This window comes from Promicromonospora sp. MEB111 (genome assembly GCF_030209445.1).
GTDB lineage: Bacteria > Actinomycetota > Actinomycetes > Actinomycetales > Cellulomonadaceae > Promicromonospora.
Genome location: NZ_JARVSD010000020.1, coordinates 1 through 15,175 on the forward strand (window position 1 = coordinate 1; position 15,175 = coordinate 15,175).

Consider the following 15,175-nt stretch of genomic DNA (forward strand, 5'->3'; position numbering starts at 1 on the left):
TGGCACGGTCAGGACAGTGCCATTCTCTTGTTGCCGGACGGGCGGCGGGAAAGGATAAGAAACAGAAAGAAAGAATCCCCCGTCGAAACGGAGAATCATCGTGCGCATCAACAATGCCCAGCGAGTCGCTGCCGCCGTCCTGACCGCCCTCCTGCTCACGGGCGCGGGCCAGGTCGCCGCCAGCGCGTCCGACCCCCAGTGGGAGGCGCACCCGCAGTGGTCGGACTCCCGGTGGACCGACCCGCAGTGGGAGTCGGCCCCGCCGACCACCCAGCCCTGACGATCGATGCGGGTCGTCAGCATCATCGTCGAGGCGCCCACCGCGGCCTGGACCACGTCGGCGAGGCTCGTCGAGGCGGTCCAGGCCGTCGCCGTACCGCAGGACGAGCTGATGCACGTCTACGCCGGCACGCTGCCCACGGGCTTCGGCGTGGTGATCTTCCTGCTGGTCCCGCTGGAGCAGGCGGCGGCGACCGGCTGCCGCCTGCTGCTCGCCGCGGCGGACTCCCTGGAGCTGCCCGGATGGACGCTGGGCGCGGTCCGGGTCTGGAGCCCCGCGGAGCTCGGCTGAGGTCGGGGCTCAGCCGAGGTCGGCCGGGTCCAGCCACCCCCGGTCCAGCGCCCGCGCGCCCGCCTGGAAGCGGCTGCCGGCGTCCAGCCGCTCCATGAGGGCGCTGCTGAGGCGCCGCACCGTCCGCAGGGACACGCCCAGCCGGCGTCCGGCGGTCTCGTCGGTCGCCCCCTTGGCCCACAGCCGCAGCAGCTCGTGCTCCTGCACCGACAGGCCGTCGTCGTCGCGTCGCCGGTCCGCGCCGAGCGGGGTGGCCGACCGCCAGGTCTGCGCGAACAGGGCCATGAGAGCGGCCACGACGCCGGGGGAGGTCATTACCACCGCGCCGGATCCCGACTCGGTGTTGGCCAGGGGGACCATCGCGTGGCCCTGGTCGATGATCTGCAGCCGGACGGGGACCGTCGCGGCCAGCCGCACCTCGGCCCCGTTGTTGCGCAGCCAGGTCGCGTGGTCCCAGGTGGCCTGGTCGTTGCGGATGCTCTCCAGGTAGACGGTCCGCATCCGCACGCCCCGGTCCAGCAGGCGCTGGCTCAGCGCCCGGCTCGACTCCAGCGCGCGGGACGACGTGGCCCGGGTCGGCACGAACGTGCACAGCTGCTGCGTGCACCGTTCGGTGAGCGTCGCCAGGCGGTCCCGCGCCTCCTCCGCGGTCTCCAGCACCTCGACGTCGGGCCCCTTGCGCACGTTCTGCAGCTCGGAGACGAGGCGGGCGAGCGCGACCCGGCCCTCCTCGATCTCCTGGTTGCGCTGCGCGACCTGCGCCTGCTCCCGCGCGAGGAGGGCGGCGAGCCCGATCTCGGGGCTGACGGGGCGGAACCCGTCGTCACCCGCCCACGACGCCTCGACGAGCATCAGGCGGGAGAGCTCGTCCAGCGCGTCGCGGACCTGTTCCTCGTCGATGCCGAGCGCCTCGGCGATCCGGTCGGGCCCCGCGTCGCGGTCCCGGAGCATCTGCAGGTAGACGGACTCGGCCGTTCCGGACAGCCCCAGGCCTTGCAGCATCTTCGACTCCCCGATCGACCAGACCCAAGGGGCGCCGGGTGGCAGTCCCGGTCTCGGAGGATCGCACAGGGCGACGGGCGCGGCCAGGGGTTTGTCCGGACTTCACCCGCTCCGGGCCGTGGGCCGCTGACCTGCGATTTCTCCTTCCGCCCGTGCCTGACCGTCGCTCATCGCGCCGCCCGCTCCCGCACCATCTGCCCGGCCCCGGCAGCTCCACCGGCCTGGCAGCATGTGCGCATGGCTCCTGATCTCAGCGTGTGGCGGGTCCGGCCCGAGGCCGGCCCGCTGGTTGCCCCCACCGGTTCCGGCGTGCTCGACGGCGAGAGCGTCGCGGTCAAGGACCTGTTCGCCGTGGCCGGCGAGCGGGTCGGCGCCGGCAATCCGGCCTGGCTCGCGGCGGCGCCGGTCGAGGAGGAGCACGCCGACGCCGTCGCGCGGCTGCTCGCGGCCGGCGCCGCCGTCGTGGGCCTCGCGCGGACCGAGGAGTTCGCCTACTCGCTGACCGGGGCGAACGCGCACTACGGCACCCCGCCCAACCCGCGCGCGCCGGGACGCATCAGCGGCGGCTCGACGTCGGGCCCGGCGACGGCGGTCGCCGCCGGCCAGGCGAGCGTCGCGCTGGGCACCGACACCGGCGGCTCGGTGCGCGTGCCCGCCGCCTACCAGGGGCTGTGGGGCATCCGGCCGACGCACGGCGCGGTGCCGGCGGGCGGGCTGCTGCCCCTGGCGCCGTCGTTCGACACCGTGGGCTGGCTCGCCCGCGACGCCGGCACGCTGGCCCGGGTGGGCGAGGTGCTGCTCCCGGCCGACGCCGCTGCGCTCCCGGAGGACGCCCCGCTCGTGGTGAGCGACGCCCTCCTGGACCTGGCCGCGCCCGAGGTGCGCGACGCCGTCGGGCGCTTCGTGCGGACCGCCGGTGCGGAGCCGGTCGACTGGGCGCCCGAGCCGGCGTGGCTCGCCGCCTTCCAGGCGCTCCAGGCGGCCGAGGCGTGGGCCGTGCACGGCGCGTGGCTGGCCGACCGGATGGACACGCTCGGCCCCGCGGTGCGCGGGCGGTTCGAGCGGGCCCGGTCCATCGGCGTGGCCGACGCGGAGGCGGCCCGGGCCGACGTCGGGCGGGCGCGGGCGCTGATCCGGGACCGGCTGGGGGACCGGGTGCTCGTGCTGCCGTCCACGGCGACCGTCGCGCCCCGGCCCGAGGAGGCCGAGGCCGCTCGCGAGGCGACGATGCTGCTCACCTGCATCGCGGGGATCGGTGGCCTGCCGGCGGTGTCGGTGCCGGTGACGACGGCGGGCGGGCTCCCGGCGGGCGCCTGCCTGGTGGGCCCGGCGGGCTCGGACCGCTCGCTGCTCGCGCTGGCGGGCCGACTCGGGGCGTAGGGCCGTCGAACGTAGGGTTGATCGGCGCATGGGGCCCGATGCGCCGATCAACCCTACGTTCGGCTGGATCAGCGGCGTCGCCCGGGTCGCCACGGACGTCGTTCGTGAAGATTTACGGGCCTGAAACTCGTGTGCCACTCGCAAATCGCGTTGAAACCGTAGATTTGTGCCATGGACCTCGCGACGTTCAACGCCCTGTCCCCGTCCGACGCCGCGGCGGCCGTCCGCCCGTGCGCCGACGTCGACTCCTGGGTCGACGCGGTGGTGGCCGGCCGCCCCTACCTGCGCCGGGACCAGCTCCTGCTGCACGCCATGCGGTCCGCCGCAGACTGGGGGGCCGACGACGTCGACGCCGCCCTGGCGCACCACCCGCGGATCGGCGAGCGCGCCACGGGGGACAGCACCGAGGCACGCCTGTCCCGCACCGAGCAGCCCACCGCGGCCGAGGCGACGGCGGCCCGGATCGCCGAGGGCAACGTCGCCTACGAGGCGCGGTTCGGCCGCATCTTCCTGGTCCGCGCCGCGGGCCGCACCGCGGAACAGATCCTCGAGAACCTGACCGAGCGGCTGGCCAACGACCCCGCCGACGAGGCGTTGGTGACGGCGGAGCAGCTGCGCCAGATCGCCCTGCTGCGGCTGGAAGCCCTTGTCGAGGAGAGCGCCGAGGAGACCGTCGAAGAACCGGCGGTGGCGCCATGAGCACCGCCTCCACCCACGTGCTGGACGCCGCCCGCGGCCTCCCGGCCGCGGGGCTGGCGGTCACCCTCGGCACCCGGCAGGCCGTGACCGACGACGACGGCCGCATCGCCTGGGGCGAGGTCACGCCCGGCCGGCACGTCCTCACCTTCGCCGCCGGCGACTGGTTCGCGGCGCAGGGCCGCGACACGTTCTTCGGGCAGGTGCTGCTCGACGTGGTGCTCGGCCCCGACCACACGCACGTCGCGCTGCTGCTGAGCCCGTTCGCCTACACCACCTACCGGGGGAGCTGAATGTCGATAGTCCTGGGGCCCAACCAGTACGGGAAGGCCGAGGTGCGGCTGGTGCGCGTCGACCGCGACACCGCACGGCACCGCGTCACCGACCTGAACATCACCTCGCAGCTCCGCGGCGACTTCCGGGCCACGCACGAGACCGGCGACAACACGGGCGTCATCGCCACCGACACGCAGAAGAACACGGTGCAGGCGTTCGCCCGGGACGGCGTCGGCTCGCCGGAGACGTTCCTGCTGCGGCTCGCCCGGCACTTCCTCGTCGAGCCGCAGGTCACGGGCGGGCGCTGGCGTGCCGAGCAGTACGGCTGGGAGCGCATCGCGACGGGCACGCCGGGCGCCGACGGCGGGCCAGGCCACGACCACGCGTTCGTCCGGGGCGCCGCCGAGCGCCGGACGGCGCTCGTGCACGCCGACGACGCGGGCCTGACCGTGCTCGCGGGCCTGAGCGACGTCACGGTCCTGAAGTCCACCGGGTCGGAGTTCTCCGGGTTCCCGCGCGACCGGTACACGACGCTGCCCGAGACCGACGACCGCATCCTCGCGACCGACGTCACCGCCTGGTGGCGCTACGACGCGTCGTTCGCCGAGGCCGCAGGCCCGGCGGACTACGACGAGCGGTTCGCCGCCGTACGCGCGCTGCTGCTGACCACGTTCGCCGAGCTGCACTCCCTGGCCCTGCAGCAGTCCGTCTACGCGATGGGCAGCGCCGTGCTGGAGGCGTTCGGCGACATCGCCGAGATCCGGCTGTCGTGCCCCAACAACCACCACTTCCTGGTGGACCTGGAGCCGTTCGGCCTGGACAACCCCGGTGAGGTGTTCTTCGCCGCCGGCCGGCCCTACGGCCTCATCGAGGCGGCCGTCCAGCGGTCCGGCCCGGACGGGCAGACCGGTCCGGAGCATCCCGTGTGGTCCACGATCGGAGGGTTCGTATGAGCGTGGTCCTCGCGTCCGAGCGGGTGCTGGTCGAGGGCGAGCTGCGCCCCGCCGTCCTGCGTCTCGACGGCGACCGCATCGACCAGGTGTGGTGGGGCACGAGCGACCCCGACGCCGTGCTGAAGCCGGCCGACGACCTGTTCGGCGAGGTGCTCGGCGCCGCCCCGGAGCCGCCGCCGGAGGTGGTGCGCCTGGGCGAGAAGGTGGTGCTGCCCGGCGTCGTCGACACCCACGTGCACGTCAACGAGCCCGGCCGCACCGCCTGGGAGGGCTTCGCGTCCGCGACCCGCGCCGCCGCGCTCGGCGGCGTCACCACGATCGTCGACATGCCGCTCAACTCGCTCCCGCCCACCACGAGCGTCGCCGCGCTGGAGACCAAGCGCGCCGCGGCCGAGGCGGTCCGCGACCGCGGCGAGCTGCACTGCGACGTCGGCTTCTGGGGCGGTGCGGTGCCCGGCAACGCCGAGGACCTGGAGCCCCTCTGGGACGCCGGCGTCTTCGGGTTCAAGTGCTTCCTCGCCGACTCCGGCGTACCCGAGTTCCCACCGCTCGGACCGGACGAGCTGCTGAAGGCCATGGACCGGATCGCACGGTTCGGCGGGCTGCTCATCGTCCACGCCGAGGACCCGGCGGCGCTCGCGGCGGCGCCGCACCGGCCCGGCCGCGCCTACGCGGACTTCCTGGCCTCCCGCCCCCACGACGCCGAGACGACGGCGATCGCCGGGCTGCTCGACGCCGTCCGGGAGACGGGCACACCCACCCACGTGCTGCACCTGTCGTCCGCGCGGGCGCTCGACCTGCTGCAGGAGGCGAAGGACGAGGGGCTGCCCGTCACCGTCGAGACCTGCCACCACTACCTGGTGCTGGACGCCGAGCACGTGCCCGACGGCGACGCCGCGTTCAAGTGCTGCCCGCCCATCCGCGACCGCGGCAACCAGGACGCCCTCTGGGACGGGCTGCGCGCGGGGATCATCGACTCCGTGGTCAGCGACCACTCGCCGGCCACCGCCGAGGAGAAGTCCGGCGGCAGCCGGCCCGGCGAGACCGACCTCCAGGCCGCCTGGGGCGGCATCTCCGGCCTCCAGGCGGGTTTCCTCGCCCTGGCCGACGCCGCCCGACGGCGCGGCGTGCCCCTGTCGGAGGTGTCCCGCTGGACCGCGGCGAACACCGCCGCGCTCGTGGGGCTGGACCGGGGCACGCGCCCGCGCGGCGTGATCGCCGAGGGCGCCGCGGCCGACCTGCTCGTCTACGACCCCGACGCGTCGACCACCTTCCGCGCCGCCGAGATGGCGCACAAGAACAAGATCAGCGCGTATGACGGCCTGACGGTCCAGGGCGCCGTGGTGCCCGTCCCGGACGGCCGCGCGGCCGCCGGGGTGAGCCGGGGGACGCTGCTCAGGAGGCCCGCATGACCCAGATCCACCCGCCCGCCCGGCTCCTGATGGGCCCCGGGCCCGTCGACGCCGACCCGCGCGTGCTGCGCGCCATGGCCGCACCGCTGGTGGGCCAGTTCGACCCGTTCATGACCGACACCATGACCGAGGCCATGCTCCTGTGGCGCACCGTCTGGGACACCGCCAACGAGCAGACGCTGCTCGTGGACGGCACGTCCCGCGCGGGCATCGAGGCGGCGCTGGTGTCCCTGCTGGAGCCGGGCGACCGGGTGCTGGTGCCGGTGTTCGGGCGGTTCGGGCACCTGCTCGCCGAGATCAGCGCCCGGGCCGGGGCCGAGGTGCACACCATCGAGGCCGAGTGGGGCACGGTCTTCCGGCCGGACCAGATCGAGGACGCCGTGCGCCGCGTGCGGCCCCGCCTGCTCGCCGTCGTGCACGGGGACACCTCGACGACCATGGCGCAGCCGCTGGCCGACCTGGGCCGCATCGCCCACGAGCACGACGCGCTGCTGTACGTGGACGCCACGGCCACCCTCGGCGGCAACCCGTTCCACACCGACGAGTGGGGCGTCGACGCCGCGACCGCCGGGCTGCAGAAATGTCTGGGTGGCCCGTCGGGCAGCGCGCCGGTGACGCTCTCGCCCGCCGCGGTCGCCGCGATCGACCGGCGCCGGCACGTCGAGGCCGGGATCCGGACCGCGGACGACGTCGCGCCGCACGGCGTGCCCATCCAGTCCAACTACCTCGACCTCGCGCAGATCATGGAGTACTGGGGCCCGCGCCGCCTCAACCACCACACCGAGGCCACGTCCATGCTCTACGCCGCCCGCGAGTGCGCCCGGCTCCTGGTCGCCGAGGGCATGGCCACGGCCGTGGACCGGCACGCGCAGCACGGTGCCGCGATGCTGGCGGGGGTGCTCGGGCTGGGCCTGGAGGTCTTCGGCGACGTCGCCCACAAGATGCACAACGTGGTCGCCGTGCGCATCCCCGACGGCGTGGACGGCGACGCCGTCCGCGGCGGCCTCCTCGACGACTTCGGGATCGAGATCGGCACCTCCTTCGGCCCCCTGCACGGCGTGGTCTGGCGCATCGGCACCATGGGCTTCAACGCCCGCCGCGACGCCGTGCTCACCACGCTGGCGGCCCTGGAGCACGAGCTGCGCCGGGCCGGCTTCCACGCCCCGGCGGGTGGCGGCGTCTCGGCCGCGCTCGCGGCGTACGACGGCGCCGGCCACGGCGGCGTCCACGACCCGGTGCACCAGATGGTTCCCGACACCGCCGTCGCGAAGGAGGCACGCTTGTGACCGAGATCGGCACCACCGCCTGGGTCATGGCCCGGTGCGACGACCTGACGCGGCACTCCGCGCGGCCGGACGCCCTGGAACGCGTGTACCTCTCGCCCGAGCACGCCGCCGCGAACGCCGTGGTGCGGGCCTGGATGCTGGAGGCCGGCCTGGAGACCGGGACCGACGCCGCCGGGAACATCTGGGGCCGCCGCGCCGCCGACGGCACGCCGCAGCGCCCCGGCACCCCGGGCGAGCCCGCGCTCGTGCTCGGCTCCCACCTCGACACCGTGCCCGACGCCGGGCGCTACGACGGGATGCTCGGCGTGGTGCTCGCGATCGCCGTCGCGCACCGGCTGCGCGACGTGGCGCTGCCGTTCGCGCTGGAGGTCGTGGGGTTCTCCGACGAGGAGGGCACCCGGTTCGGCAAGGCGCTGCTCGGGAGCTGCGCGGCGTCGGGCCAGTGGGACCCCGCCTGGTGGGACCAGGCCGACGCCGACGGCGTGACCCTGCGCGACGCGTTCCTGCGGTTCGGCCTGGCCCCGGATCGCGTGGGCGACGCCGCCCGCAACCCCGCTGACCTGGTCGGATACCTGGAGGCGCACATCGAGCAGGGTCCGGTGCTGGAGGCCGAGGGCCTGCCGCTCGGGTACGTCACGACCATCGCCGGGGCGCGGCGGTTCGTGCTGACCGTCACCGGCGAGGCCCGGCATGCGGGCGGCACGCCGTTCGCCCGACGCCGGGACGCGCTGGTCGCCGCCGCGCACCTCGTCACGCGGATCGAGGAGCTGGCCCGCGCGACCGACTGCCTCGCCACCGTGGGCGACCTGCGCGTCGAGCCCGGCGCCGTCAACGTGATCCCCGGCCGGGCCGAGCTGACGCTCGACCTGCGCGGCCGCACCGACGCGGGCCGCGACGCGCTGTGGGAGCGGATCGCCGCGGCCGGGCGGGAGATCGCCGCCGCGCGGGGCGTCACGTTCGAGCACGCCGAGACCCACCGGGCGCCGTCGACGACCTGCGCCCCGTGGCTGCGCGAGGCCGTGGCGGCGGGCATCGCGGAGGCGACCGGGACGACGTCGGACCCGCTGGGGCTGTGGAGCCCCGCCGGCCACGACGGCATGGCGATGGACGCCGTGACCGACGTGGGCATGCTCTTCCTGCGCTGCCGCGACGGGATCAGCCACCACCCGGACGAGCACGTGGAGGCCGAGGACGTGGGCGTGGCCCTGGACGCGTACACGGCCGCGGTGCTGGCGGTCGCCCGTGGGCACCGGCCCGGGGCACCGGCTCGGACCGCGCTCCCGGAGGAGGTCCGATGACGTCGCTCGCGGACCGCCCGCTCGAGGACCGCATCGCCGCCGGCTACCGGGAGCTGTCCCCGCAGGAGCGCCGCGCCGCGGACGCCCTGCTCGACCACCTCGGCGACCTCGGGACCTACCGCGCCACGGAGCTCGCGGCCCTGGCAGGGGTTTCCAAGGCGACGATGAGCCGGCTGTTCCGCAAGCTCGGCTACGAGGACTTCGAGGGGCTGCGCGAGGACCTGCGCACCCAGCGCGGGCGCGGCCTGCCGATCGCCGTCGACCCCTCGCCCGGCCTGCGCGAGCGGCTGGAGCAGGAGGTCAAGAACCTGGAGAAGGTCTACGCGGCGCTCGACGACGGCATGCTCGACCAGATCGCCGACGCCCTGGCGACCGCGCGCGACGTGGTGGTCGTCGGCCGCCGCGGGTCGCTCGGCCCCGCGACCCAGCTCCGCCGCAACCTGGTCCAGGTGCGCGGGCGCGTGCACCTGGCTCCCGGCCCCGGCCAGTCGCTCGCCGACGACCTCGTGGGGCTGGGCCCCGACGACGTGGTCGTGGTGGTCTCGATCCGCCGGCACGCGTTCCGGGTGGGCGAGATGGTCGAGTCCCTGCTGGCCGACGGCGTCCGCGTGCTGCTGCTCGCCGACACCAGCCTGCGCCACCTCGCCGGCAGCGTGACCTGGTGGATCGAGTGCCCCATCGCGACCGAGGGCGCGTTCGACTCGCTGGTCGCGCCGGTCAGCGTCGTCGCGATGCTGTCCGACCGGGTGCACGAGGTGCTCGACGGCGCGGGCGCGCGCGTCGAGGCGATCGACGCCCGGTACGAGCTGCTGCGCGAGATCGACGAGAGGTGACCTGCGCTCCATGGATCTCGACATCGACACCGTGCGGGTGGCACGGACACGCGCCGACTGCGCGCTGCGGCCCGGCGAGGCGTTTCTGGGCGGGGGCACGTTCCTCTACTCGGAGCCGGTGCGCCCCGGGGTGACCGGCCTCGTGGACCTCATGGGGCTCGGCTGGGAGCCGTGGTCCGTGGACGGGTCCGGGCTGCGGGTGGCCGGGACGTGCACGCTGGCGGAGCTGGTGGCCGGGCCGGGTGCGCTCGGGGGCGCCGCCGGGGCGGCGGGCGCGGGACCGTACCGCGGGCTCGGGATCGTCGGGGAGTGCGTCTCGGCGCTGTCGCTGTCGGCGAAGGTGGCCCGGACCGCGACGGTCGGCGGCAACCTGGCGCTGGGCCTGCCGGCCGGGTCGATGGTCGGGCTGTTCGTGGCACTCGACGCCCGGGCGGTCATCTGGACGCCGGACGGCGGGTCCCGGGAGCTGCCCGTCGCCGACCTGGTCACGGGCGCCGGCCGGGTCGGCCTGGGCCCGGGCGAGGTGCTCCGCGAGGTGCGGGTGCCCGGTCTCGCGCTCGGGGCGCGGACGGTCTTCCGGCGGGCGTCGCTCACCCCGACCGGCCGGACGGCGGCCATGGTGACGGGGAGGGCGCTGCCGGACAGCGCCGGGCCTGGCCGGGTGCTGCTCGTCGTGACGGCGTCGGTGCCGGTGCCGCATGCGCAGCCTGTCCACGCGGGTGACCACGAGGCGCTGGACCGCTGGATCGACTTGATCGACGTCGCCGACGACTGGTACGAGGACACCCACGGCAGTGCCGACTGGCGGGCCGCGATGACCCGGCGCCTGGCGCACGAGGCACTCGACGAGCTGGGCGGTACGGCATGAGGGTCGACGGCGCCGACGTCACGGCCGAGCCCCGGCCGGGCCAGTGCCTGCGCACGTACCTGCGGGAGCAGGGGACCACGTCCGTGAAGAAGGGCTGCGACGCGGGCGACTGCGGCGCGTGCACCGTGCTGCTCGACGGCGCCCCGGTGCAGTCGTGCCTGGTGCCCGCGCACCGGGCCGCCGACGCCGAGGTGGTCACTGCGAACGGGCTCGGCCGGTTCGGGCCGGGCGGGGACCCGGACGCCGACGCCGAGGAGCTGCACCCCGTGCAGCGCGCGTTCGTCCAGGCCGCCGGGTTCCAGTGCGGGTTCTGCACGGCCGGCATGGTCTGCACGGTCGCGGGGACGCCGGAGCGCGGCTCGACCGACGAGCTCCTCAAGGGCAACCTCTGCCGCTGCACTGGGTACCGGTCGATCCGCGACGCGCTCGCCGGGCACGTGAACACCGAGGTGGCGGAGCCGGGGGAGGCGTTCGGCCGCGCCGTCGTCGCGCCGGCCGCCGCCCGCGTGGTGCGCGGCCGCGAGCCCTACACCCTGGACGAGCCCGAGCCGGCCGGGATGCTGCACGTGGCCGTGCTCGGCAGCCCGCACCCGCACGCCCGGATCACGCGCATCGACGCCACGGCGGCCCGGGACGCGCCCGGCGTGCACCTGGTGCTCACCCACCACGACGTGCCCGGCACGCTCTACTCGACCGGCCGGCACCAGAACCGGCTCGACGACCCCGACGACACCCGGATCCTCGACCCCGTGCTGCGGTTCGTGGGCCAGCGGGTGGCCGTCGCCGTCGCCGAGACGCCCCGGCAGGCGCGTGCGGCGCTCGACCTGGTGGCGGTCGAGTACGAGGTGCTCCCCGCCGTGTTCGAGCCCGAGGCCGCGCGGAGTCCGGGCGCGCCCCTGCTGCACGCGGACAAGACGCCCGCCGAGCATCGCGTCGCGGAGGCGAGCCGCAACGTCGTCGTGCAGATCCACGAGGAGTACGCCGAACCCGGGCAGGACGGCGTCGAGGCGGCGCTCGCGACGTCGGCCGCGACGGTGACCGGCACCTGGACCACGGGCCGCGTCAACCACGTGGCGCTGGAGACGCACGGCGCCCGGGCCTGGCTGGAGCCGGCGCCGGGCGGTGCTGAGGCGGACGGCGCCGAGGCGCACCGCCCGGGCGGCCCTGTGCTGCACGTGCGCACCTCCACCCAGGTGCCGTTCCTCGTGCGCGACGAGCTCGCCCGCCTCCTGGACCTGCCGCAGGACCGGGTGCGCGTCGTCGCCGGGCGGGTGGGCGGCGGGTTCGGAGGCAAGCAGGAGCTGCTCGTCGAGGACGTCGTGGCGCTCGCGACCCTGCGCACCGGGCGGCCCGTGCAGTGGGAGCTCACCCGCGAGCAGCAGTTCACGACGGTGCCGTGCCGGCACCCGTTCCGCGTCACGGTGCGTGCCGGGGCGTCGGCGGCCGGCGAGCTGACGGCGCTCGCGATCGACGTCCTGGCCGACACCGGCGCCTACGGCAACCACGCCCCGGGCGTCCTGTTCCACGGCGTGCACGAGTCCATGGCCGTGTACCGGGCCCCGAACAAGCGCGTGGACGCCGAGTCGGTCTACACGAACAACGTGCCGTCCGGGGCGTTCCGCGGGTACGGGCTGGGGCAGGTGCAGTTCGCGATCGAGGGCGCGCTCGACGAGCTCGCGGCGCGGCTCGGCGTCGACCCGGTCGAGATGCGCCGTCGCAACGTGATCCGCCCCGGCGACCCGTTCGTCGTCGGGCAGCCGGTGGACGGCGACCTGGAGTACGGGTCGTACGGGCTGGACCAGTGCCTCGACCTCGTCGAGGACGCGCTGGCCTCGGGCCGGGGCGAGGCGGCCCCGGACGGCTGGACCGAGGGGCGCGGGGTGGCGCTCGCGATGATCGCGACCATCCCGCCGCGCGGGCACCACACGCACGCCCGGGTCACGGTCGCGGCCGACGGCGACTTCGTGGTCGACGTCGGCACCGCCGAGTTCGGCAACGGCACCACGACGGTGCACGCCCAGCTCGCGGCCACGGAGCTGGGCGTGCCGGTCGACCGGGTGCGCGTGCGCCCGTCGGACACGGCGACGTCCGGCTACGACACGGGCGCCTTCGGCTCGGCCGGCTCGGTGGTGGCCGGCTTGGCCGTCGCCCGCGCCGCCCGCGCGCTCGCCGCGAACCTCGCCTCGTTGAGTGCTGGGTATTCGCCCTCTCGTAACGATTCGGAAGGGCGAATATCCAGCACTCAACGGGTGGGGATGTCGGCCGAGGCCACGCACGACGGGTCGCCGCGGTCCGTGGCGTTCAACGTGCACGGGTTCCGGGTGGCCGTGCAGCGCGAGACCGGGGTGGTGCGGATCCTGCAGTCGGTGCAGGCGGCCGACGCCGGGGTGGTGATCAACCCGGAACAGCTGCGCGGGCAGATCGAGGGCGGGGTGGCCCAGGCGCTCGGCACGGCGCTGACCGAGCGCCTGGTGGTGCGCGACGGCGTGGTCGTGACCGACCGGCTGCGGCACTACCGGGTGCCGCAGGTCGCGGACGTGCCGCACACCGAGGTGCTGTTCGCCGACACGGTCGACCGCCTCGGGCCGCGTGGCGCGAAGTCGATGAGCGAGGCCCCGTACAACCCGGTGGCCCCGGCCCTGGCGAACGCGATCGCCGACGCCACGGGCGTGCGCCCGCGCGACCTGCCGATGCAGCCCGACCGGCTGTGGGACCTGCTGCGCGCTCCAGCTGGCGGACCGGCCGGCCGTGCGGGTCGGCCCGTGTCCATGCGGCAACGCTAGCGGCCGGCCGCCGGCGGCTAAGGGGTGGGGCGAAACAGACGTTTCGACCAGGTGACCTCCTGGGAACGCCGTTGAAACGCAGCAGTGCGAGCATCGAAGGGTGACCAGCCCTCGCCAGACCTCCGGTACCCCGTCCAGGGCGTCCGTCAGCCCCGAGGACGCCGCGTGGCTCGCCCGCGCCGTCGAGGTCGCGTCCCGGAACGTGGCCGACGGCGGTGGCCCCTTCGGGGCCGTCGTCGTGCGGGCGGGCGCCGAGGTCGCGGCCGCCGGCAACCGCGTGACCCGGGACCTCGACCCCACCGCGCACGCCGAGGTGGTGGCGATCCGGGCAGCCTGCCAGGAGCTCGGCACGTTCTCGCTGGCCGGGACCACGCTGTACGCCTCGTGCGAGCCGTGCCCGCTCTGCCTGTCGGCGGCCCTGTGGGCGCGGGTGGACCGCGTGGTGTTCGCCGCGGACCGGCACGACGCCGAGCGGGCGGGCTTCGACGACCGCGAGTTCTACGAGCTGCTCGACCGCGACCGGTCGACGTGGCCCAACCCCGTCGTCGAGCACCGGATCGAGCGGGCCGGGGAGCCCTTCGAGGCCTGGCGCGAGCACACCACGCGCGTCCCGTACTGAGGTGCGCGGAACGGTTCACCCGGCGCGGGGGCACGTTTTAACGGCCGTGTAACCGGCCGACGTGAGGCGTGAAACCGCAGGTCTCTAGCGTCCTGGGCATCGGAAACGCGGGTTTCGTTCCGCTCACCCAGCACAACAGGAGAACCACTCATGATGCTTTCCCGTCCTGGGCGCGCGCTGCGCCTGACGGCCGTCGCGGCCGCCGCCTCGCTCGCTCTCGCGGCCTGTGGTTCCGGCGACGACGCCCCCGCCGAGGGGGAGGGCCTGGGCGACCTCACGGTCCAGCTCTCCTGGATCAAGAACGCCGAGTTCGCCGGCGAGTTCATGGCGGACAGCAAGGGCTACTACGCGGACGCCGGCTTCGGCGACGTCACGTTCAACGCGGGTCCCGGCGCGACGGAGAACCTGGTGGCCTCCGGCAAGGCCGACTTCGGCCTCACCAACGCCGTCACCGTGGGCCAGGTCGTGGCCAACGAGGACGCGCCGATCAAGATCGTCGGCACCACGTTCCAGAAGAACCCGTTCACCATCCTGTCCCTCAAGGACGGCGCGAACATCGAGACCGTCGAGGACCTCAAGGGCAAGAAGATCGGCGTGCAGGACGGCGGCAACGGCCTGCTGTTCGCCGCGCTCCTGGCGGCCAACGGCCTCACCGAGGACGACGTCGAGATCGTGCCGGTGCAGTACGACCCGCAGCCCCTGGTCAACGGCGAGGTCGACGGGTTCCTCGCGTACGTGACCAACGAGTCGATCATCGTCTCCTCGCAGGGCGAGGAGGTGACCAACCTGCTGTTCGCGGACAACGGCCTGCCGTTCGTGGCCGAGTCGGTCATCGCCACCGACGAGACCATCGCCGAGCGTCCTGAGGCGGTCAAGGCGTTCCTCGAGGCCGAGATCAAGGGCTGGACCGACGCCTGCGCGGACCTGGAGGAGGGCGCGCGGCTGGCCGTCGAGGAGTACGGCGCGGACCAGGACCTCGACCTGGCCAAGGAGGTGGAGCAGAACACCATCCAGTGCGAGGAGCTGATCAACACCGACGAGACGGCCGAGAACGGCATCTTCACGATCAGCGACGAGCTCCTGGCGCAGAACATGGCCACGTTCGAGGCGGCCGGGATCGACGCCACCCAGGAGGACGTGTTCGACCTGTCGCTCCTGCAGGAGCTGCTCGACGAGCAGCCCGAGCTCAAGGGCTGAC

General features: G+C 74.8%; 15 protein-coding genes. 14 read left to right on the forward strand and 1 reads right to left on the reverse strand.

All coding sequences use genetic code 11. The features are described from left to right. Nucleotides 1–100 precede the first annotated feature (100 nt). Entirely contained in the window at nucleotides 101–280 is a 180-nt protein-coding gene (locus QRN56_RS23290) for a hypothetical protein (protein ID WP_285107310.1), read from the forward strand. Nucleotides 281–286: 6 nt separating this feature from the next. Further along, nucleotides 287–571 carry a hypothetical protein gene (locus QRN56_RS23295; protein ID WP_285107311.1) on the forward strand — a complete coding sequence of 95 codons (285 nt, stop codon included), beginning with the start codon at nucleotides 287–289 and terminating at the stop codon, nucleotides 569–571. A gap of 9 nt (nucleotides 572–580) precedes the next feature. Here QRN56_RS23295 and QRN56_RS23300 read toward each other — a convergent pair whose 3' ends face one another. After that, a complete protein-coding gene (locus QRN56_RS23300) occupies nucleotides 581–1,573 on the reverse strand; it encodes a helix-turn-helix transcriptional regulator (protein ID WP_285107313.1) in 993 nt (330 codons plus the stop codon). Between the two features lie 237 nt (nucleotides 1,574–1,810). Between QRN56_RS23300 and QRN56_RS23305 the strand changes: the two genes are divergently transcribed. The 12 genes from QRN56_RS23305 to QRN56_RS23360 all read left to right on the forward strand — a co-directional run bounded on the left by QRN56_RS23305 (nucleotide 1,811) and on the right by QRN56_RS23360 (nucleotide 15,174). Continuing rightward, nucleotides 1,811–2,953 (forward strand): amidase, encoded by a 1,143-nt coding sequence (locus QRN56_RS23305; RefSeq protein ID WP_285107314.1) that lies wholly within the window; start codon nucleotides 1,811–1,813, stop codon nucleotides 2,951–2,953. Between the two features lie 171 nt (nucleotides 2,954–3,124). Further along, a complete protein-coding gene (gene uraD / locus QRN56_RS23310) occupies nucleotides 3,125–3,652 on the forward strand; it encodes a 2-oxo-4-hydroxy-4-carboxy-5-ureidoimidazoline decarboxylase (RefSeq protein ID WP_285107315.1) in 528 nt (175 codons plus the stop codon). Next, a complete protein-coding gene (locus tag QRN56_RS23315; RefSeq protein ID WP_285107317.1) occupies nucleotides 3,649–3,942 on the forward strand; it encodes a hydroxyisourate hydrolase in 294 nt (97 codons plus the stop codon). The genes uraD and QRN56_RS23315 overlap by 4 nt, the downstream gene beginning before the upstream one ends. Further along, nucleotides 3,943–4,878, forward strand: coding sequence for a factor-independent urate hydroxylase (gene pucL / locus QRN56_RS23320; protein ID WP_285107318.1), 936 nt, complete (start codon nucleotides 3,943–3,945; stop codon nucleotides 4,876–4,878). Continuing rightward, complete coding sequence (allB, locus tag QRN56_RS23325) at nucleotides 4,875–6,290, forward strand: allantoinase AllB (protein ID WP_285107319.1); 1,416 nt, start codon at nucleotides 4,875–4,877, stop codon at nucleotides 6,288–6,290. Before pucL ends, allB begins: the two co-directional genes overlap by 4 nt. Further along, nucleotides 6,287–7,576 (forward strand): pyridoxal-phosphate-dependent aminotransferase family protein, encoded by a 1,290-nt coding sequence (locus QRN56_RS23330; RefSeq protein ID WP_285107320.1) that lies wholly within the window; start codon nucleotides 6,287–6,289, stop codon nucleotides 7,574–7,576. The genes allB and QRN56_RS23330 overlap by 4 nt, the downstream gene beginning before the upstream one ends. Next, a complete protein-coding gene (locus tag QRN56_RS23335; RefSeq protein ID WP_285107321.1) occupies nucleotides 7,573–8,874 on the forward strand; it encodes an allantoate amidohydrolase in 1,302 nt (433 codons plus the stop codon). The genes QRN56_RS23330 and QRN56_RS23335 overlap by 4 nt, the downstream gene beginning before the upstream one ends. Then, the gene (locus QRN56_RS23340; RefSeq protein ID WP_285107322.1) at nucleotides 8,871–9,707 is read left to right on the forward strand and encodes a MurR/RpiR family transcriptional regulator; all 837 of its coding nucleotides are present in this window, start codon (nucleotides 8,871–8,873) and stop codon (nucleotides 9,705–9,707) included. Before QRN56_RS23335 ends, QRN56_RS23340 begins: the two co-directional genes overlap by 4 nt. 10 nt (nucleotides 9,708–9,717) lie before the next feature. Next, nucleotides 9,718–10,575, forward strand: coding sequence for an FAD binding domain-containing protein (locus QRN56_RS23345; RefSeq protein WP_285107324.1), 858 nt, complete (start codon nucleotides 9,718–9,720; stop codon nucleotides 10,573–10,575). Continuing rightward, a complete protein-coding gene (locus tag QRN56_RS23350) occupies nucleotides 10,572–13,358 on the forward strand; it encodes a molybdopterin-dependent oxidoreductase (RefSeq protein ID WP_285107325.1) in 2,787 nt (928 codons plus the stop codon). Before QRN56_RS23345 ends, QRN56_RS23350 begins: the two co-directional genes overlap by 4 nt. Before the next feature lie 100 nt (nucleotides 13,359–13,458). Further along, nucleotides 13,459–13,977, forward strand: coding sequence for a nucleoside deaminase (locus tag QRN56_RS23355; protein WP_285107326.1), 519 nt, complete (start codon nucleotides 13,459–13,461; stop codon nucleotides 13,975–13,977). A gap of 150 nt (nucleotides 13,978–14,127) precedes the next feature. Beyond that, nucleotides 14,128–15,174: an ABC transporter substrate-binding protein gene (locus QRN56_RS23360; protein WP_285107328.1), complete on the forward strand. Its 1,047-nt coding sequence runs from the start codon at nucleotides 14,128–14,130 to the stop codon at nucleotides 15,172–15,174. The last annotated feature ends 1 nt before the right edge of the window (nucleotide 15,175 follow it).